Genomic DNA, 3,281 nt, shown 5'->3' with positions numbered 1-3,281 from the left:
GGTTATGGATCCCGGCCTTCGCCGGGATGACGGCGGAGAGTGGGCGCGATGCGCCCGCTACTCCGCCACCCGCTGCTGCAATCTTGCCTTCACGATGCCGTCGCGCGCGAGCTGATCGGCGCGTTCGTTCTCGGGGTGGCCGGCGTGGCCCTTGACCCAGTGCCAGCGCACCTCGTGCGCCTTCAGCGCAGCATCGAGGCGCTGCCATAGCTCGACATTCTTCACCGGCTTCTTGTCGGCGGTGCGCCAGCCGTTGCGCTTCCAGCCGTGGATCCAGCCGGTGATGCCCTGCCGCACATACTGGCTGTCGGTGTAGAGATCGACGGTGCACGGCTTCTTCAGCGCTTCGAGCGCGGAGATCGCCGCCATCAACTCCATCTGGTTGTTGGTGGTGTGACGCTCGCCGCCGTTCAGCTCCTTCTCCTTGTCGCCGAACTTCAGGATCGCGCCCCAGCCGCCGGGCCCGGGATTTCCCGAGCAGGCGCCGTCGGTATAGATCGTGACATTGGGACGCTCGCTCACGCGACCAGTCCTGACGGCAGCAGCCCGTAGTCGCGCACGCTGGAGACGCTCTGGTGGAAGCGCAGCTTGCGAAAATATTCCAGCGGATCCTTCGGCTTGACCAGCGCGCCCGGCGGCACGTTGAGCCAGTCGACCAGCCGCGTCAGCAGGAAGCGGATCGCCGCGCCGCGCGCCAGCAGGGGCAGCGCGGCCTCCTCGGCCTCGGTCAGCTTGCGCACGCGGCCATAGGCATTGAGGAAGGCGCGCGCCTTGGTGACGTTGAAGGAGTGATCCGCCTCGAAACACCAGGCGTTGAGGCAGATCGCGATGTCATAGGCCAGCATGTCGTTGYAGGCGAAGGTGAAGTCGATGATGCCCGAGAGCTGGTCGCCGAGGAAGAAGACGTTGTCGTTGAAGAGGTCGGCGTGGATCACGCCCTCGGGCAGATGCTTCGGCCAGACGCCGCTCTCGAGATGATCGAGCTCGGCTTCGAGGAACGCGCGCAGGCCCGGCTGCACCTCGTCGGCACGGTGTGACGCCGCATCGAACAGCGGCCGCCAGCCGGAGACCGAGAGCGCGTTGGCGCGCCTGATCGCGAAGTTGGCGCCGCCCAGATGCATCTTGGCCAGCGCCTCGCCGACGCCGGCGCAATGGCTCGCGTTCGGCTTGCGCGGCCAGACACCTTCGAGAAAGGTGATGATCGCAGCCGGCCGTCCCGACAGCTCGTGCAGCGCCTCGCCGTCCTTCGCCTTCACCGGCAGCGGGCAGTTGATGCCGTGCTCGGCGAGATGCGTCATCAGCGCGAGGAAGTACGGCAGGTCGTTCTTCGCCACGCGCTTCTCGTAGAGCGTGAGGATGAACGAGGCTCGGCCGTTTCCTTGGGTGGTGTGCAGCAGGAAGTTGGAATTCTCGACGCCCTCGGCGATGCCCTTGTAGGAGAGCAACTCGCCGAGATCGTATTGCTTCAGGAAATCCGCAAGCTCGTCGGCGGCAACGTCGGTGTAGACCGCCATAAAAGTCTACTCGGCGGCGGCTTCGGGGCGCACCTGGCGCGGCAACGGGAAGAACTCGTTCTCTTCCGCGGCCGAGACCGTCTCCACATGCAGCGTGAAGCGCTCGGCGAAAGCGTCCATGATCTCCTCGACGATCACTTCCGGTGCCGAGGCGCCCGCGGTGATGCCGAGGCTGGTGATGTTCTCGAACCGCTTCCAGTCGAGGTCGGCGGCGCGCTGCGCCAGCACCGCGATCGGGCAGCCCTCGCGCTCGGCGACCTCGCGCAGGCGCTGCGAGTTCGACGAATTCGGCGCACCGACCACGATCAGCGCGTCGACCACCGGCGCCACCTTCTTCACCGCGAGCTGGCGGTTGGTGGTGGCGTAGCAGATGTCTTCCTTGTGCGGACCGTTGATGTTCGGGAAGCGCTCCTTCAACAACGCCACGATCTCCGCGGTGTCGTCGATCGACAGCGTGGTCTGGGTCACGAAGGCGATGTTGTTCGGATCCTTCGGCGTGATGGTCTTGGCGTCCTCGGCGGTCTCGATCAGGGTCACGGCGCCGACCGGGAGCTGGCCGAGCGTGCCGACCACTTCGGGGTGATGGGAATGGCCGATCAGGAAGATCTCGCGGCCGCGCTTGAAATGGATCGCGGCCTCGCGGTGCACCTTGGTCACCAGCGGGCAGGTCGCGTCCAGCGAGAACAAATTGCGGGACTGGGCGTCGGCCGGAACCGATTTGGGCACGCCATGGGCCGAGAACACCACCGGCGCGGAGGTATTTTCCGGGATTTCGGCGAGCTCCTCGACGAAGATGGCGCCCTTCTTTTTCAAYCCGTCGACGACGTATTTGTTGTGCACAATCTCATGGCGAACATAGACGGGGGCGCCGTACTTATCGAGCGCCCGTTCCACGGTGTCGATCGCCCGGACCACCCCGGCGCAGAAGCCGCGGGGAGAACAAAGCACGATCTTGAGGTCTGGTTTGGCTGACATTGAGCGATCTCGGGACCGAATCACCTCGCCAAATGGGCGGGAAGCGGTCGATGGGTGGAATAGGGCTTAGGTACGGGCTTACAGGGAATTGGGCCCCCTTTCGGGCGCTGTCAAGGCACTATCTATAGCAGAACCATTGCGTGGCTAGCCCCTCCGGGCTTATATAGCGCGAATTCCCAGTCATCGCTGATGACCACCGGCTTCGCCTCCAAAGGGGTGGGCGAAGCACAAAGGAGATTTGCCATGAGCAACGCACCTCTGATGCCCAAGGCGACCGCCGTCTGGCTGCTCGACAACACCGCGCTGACCTTCGACCAGGTCGCCGATTTCACCAAGATGCACCCCCTGGAGATCCGGGCGATCGCCGACGGCGACGCCGCCCAGGGCATTAAAGGCATGGACCCCATTTCCAACGGCCAGCTGACCCGCGAGGAGATCGAGAAGGCCGAGAAGAACCCGGATTTCCGGCTCCGCCTCCAGGAGAGCAAGGTGGTGCTGCCGCCCCAGCCCAAGCGCAAGGGCCCGCGTTACACCCCGGTCTCGCGCCGCCATGAGCGCCCGAGCGCCATCCTCTGGCTGCTGCGCAACCATGCCGAGCTGAAGGACGCCCAGATCATGCGCCTGGTCGGCACCACCAAGAGCACGATCGCCAGCGTCCGCGACCGCACCCACTGGAACACGTCGTCGCTGACCCCGATCGATCCCGTGACCCTCGGTCTCTGCTCGCAGATCGAGCTCGATTTCGAGGTGGCGCGCGCGGCCAAGGAAAAGCCGATCGACGCAGCCTATGGC

4 protein-coding genes are annotated in these 3,281 nt (G+C 65.1%); 1 reads left to right on the top strand and 3 read right to left on the bottom strand.

Features of this window, described 5'->3' with window-relative positions; genetic code table 11:
- Nucleotides 1-57: 57 nt before the first annotated feature.
- From rnhA to ispH, 3 genes are read right to left on the bottom strand one after another with little or no spacing between them, the layout of a single operon-like run.
- The gene (gene rnhA, locus ACXJL8_RS37330; protein ID WP_456623608.1) at nt 58-522 is read right to left on the bottom strand and encodes a ribonuclease HI; all 465 of its coding nucleotides are present in this window, start codon (nt 520-522) and stop codon (nt 58-60) included.
- Nucleotides 519-1,514 carry a homoserine kinase gene (locus ACXJL8_RS37325; RefSeq protein ID WP_456686643.1) on the bottom strand — a complete coding sequence of 332 codons (996 nt, stop codon included), beginning with the start codon at nt 1,512-1,514 and terminating at the stop codon, nt 519-521. Before ACXJL8_RS37325 ends, rnhA begins: the two co-directional genes overlap by 4 nt.
- 6 nt (nt 1,515-1,520) lie before the next feature.
- A complete protein-coding gene (ispH, locus tag ACXJL8_RS37320) occupies nt 1,521-2,489 on the bottom strand; it encodes a 4-hydroxy-3-methylbut-2-enyl diphosphate reductase (protein ID WP_456623610.1) in 969 nt (322 codons plus the stop codon).
- Between the two features lie 243 nt (nt 2,490-2,732).
- Between ispH and ACXJL8_RS37315 the strand changes: the two genes are divergently transcribed.
- On the top strand, nt 2,733-3,281 hold a 549-nt coding region (locus ACXJL8_RS37315; protein ID WP_456686642.1), incomplete at its 3' end, for a DUF1013 domain-containing protein.

This window comes from Bradyrhizobium sp. P5_C11_2, assembly GCF_054049755.1.
The sequence above is the reverse complement of the archived record's forward strand: the minus strand, read 5'-3'. Positions and strand labels throughout refer to the sequence as shown.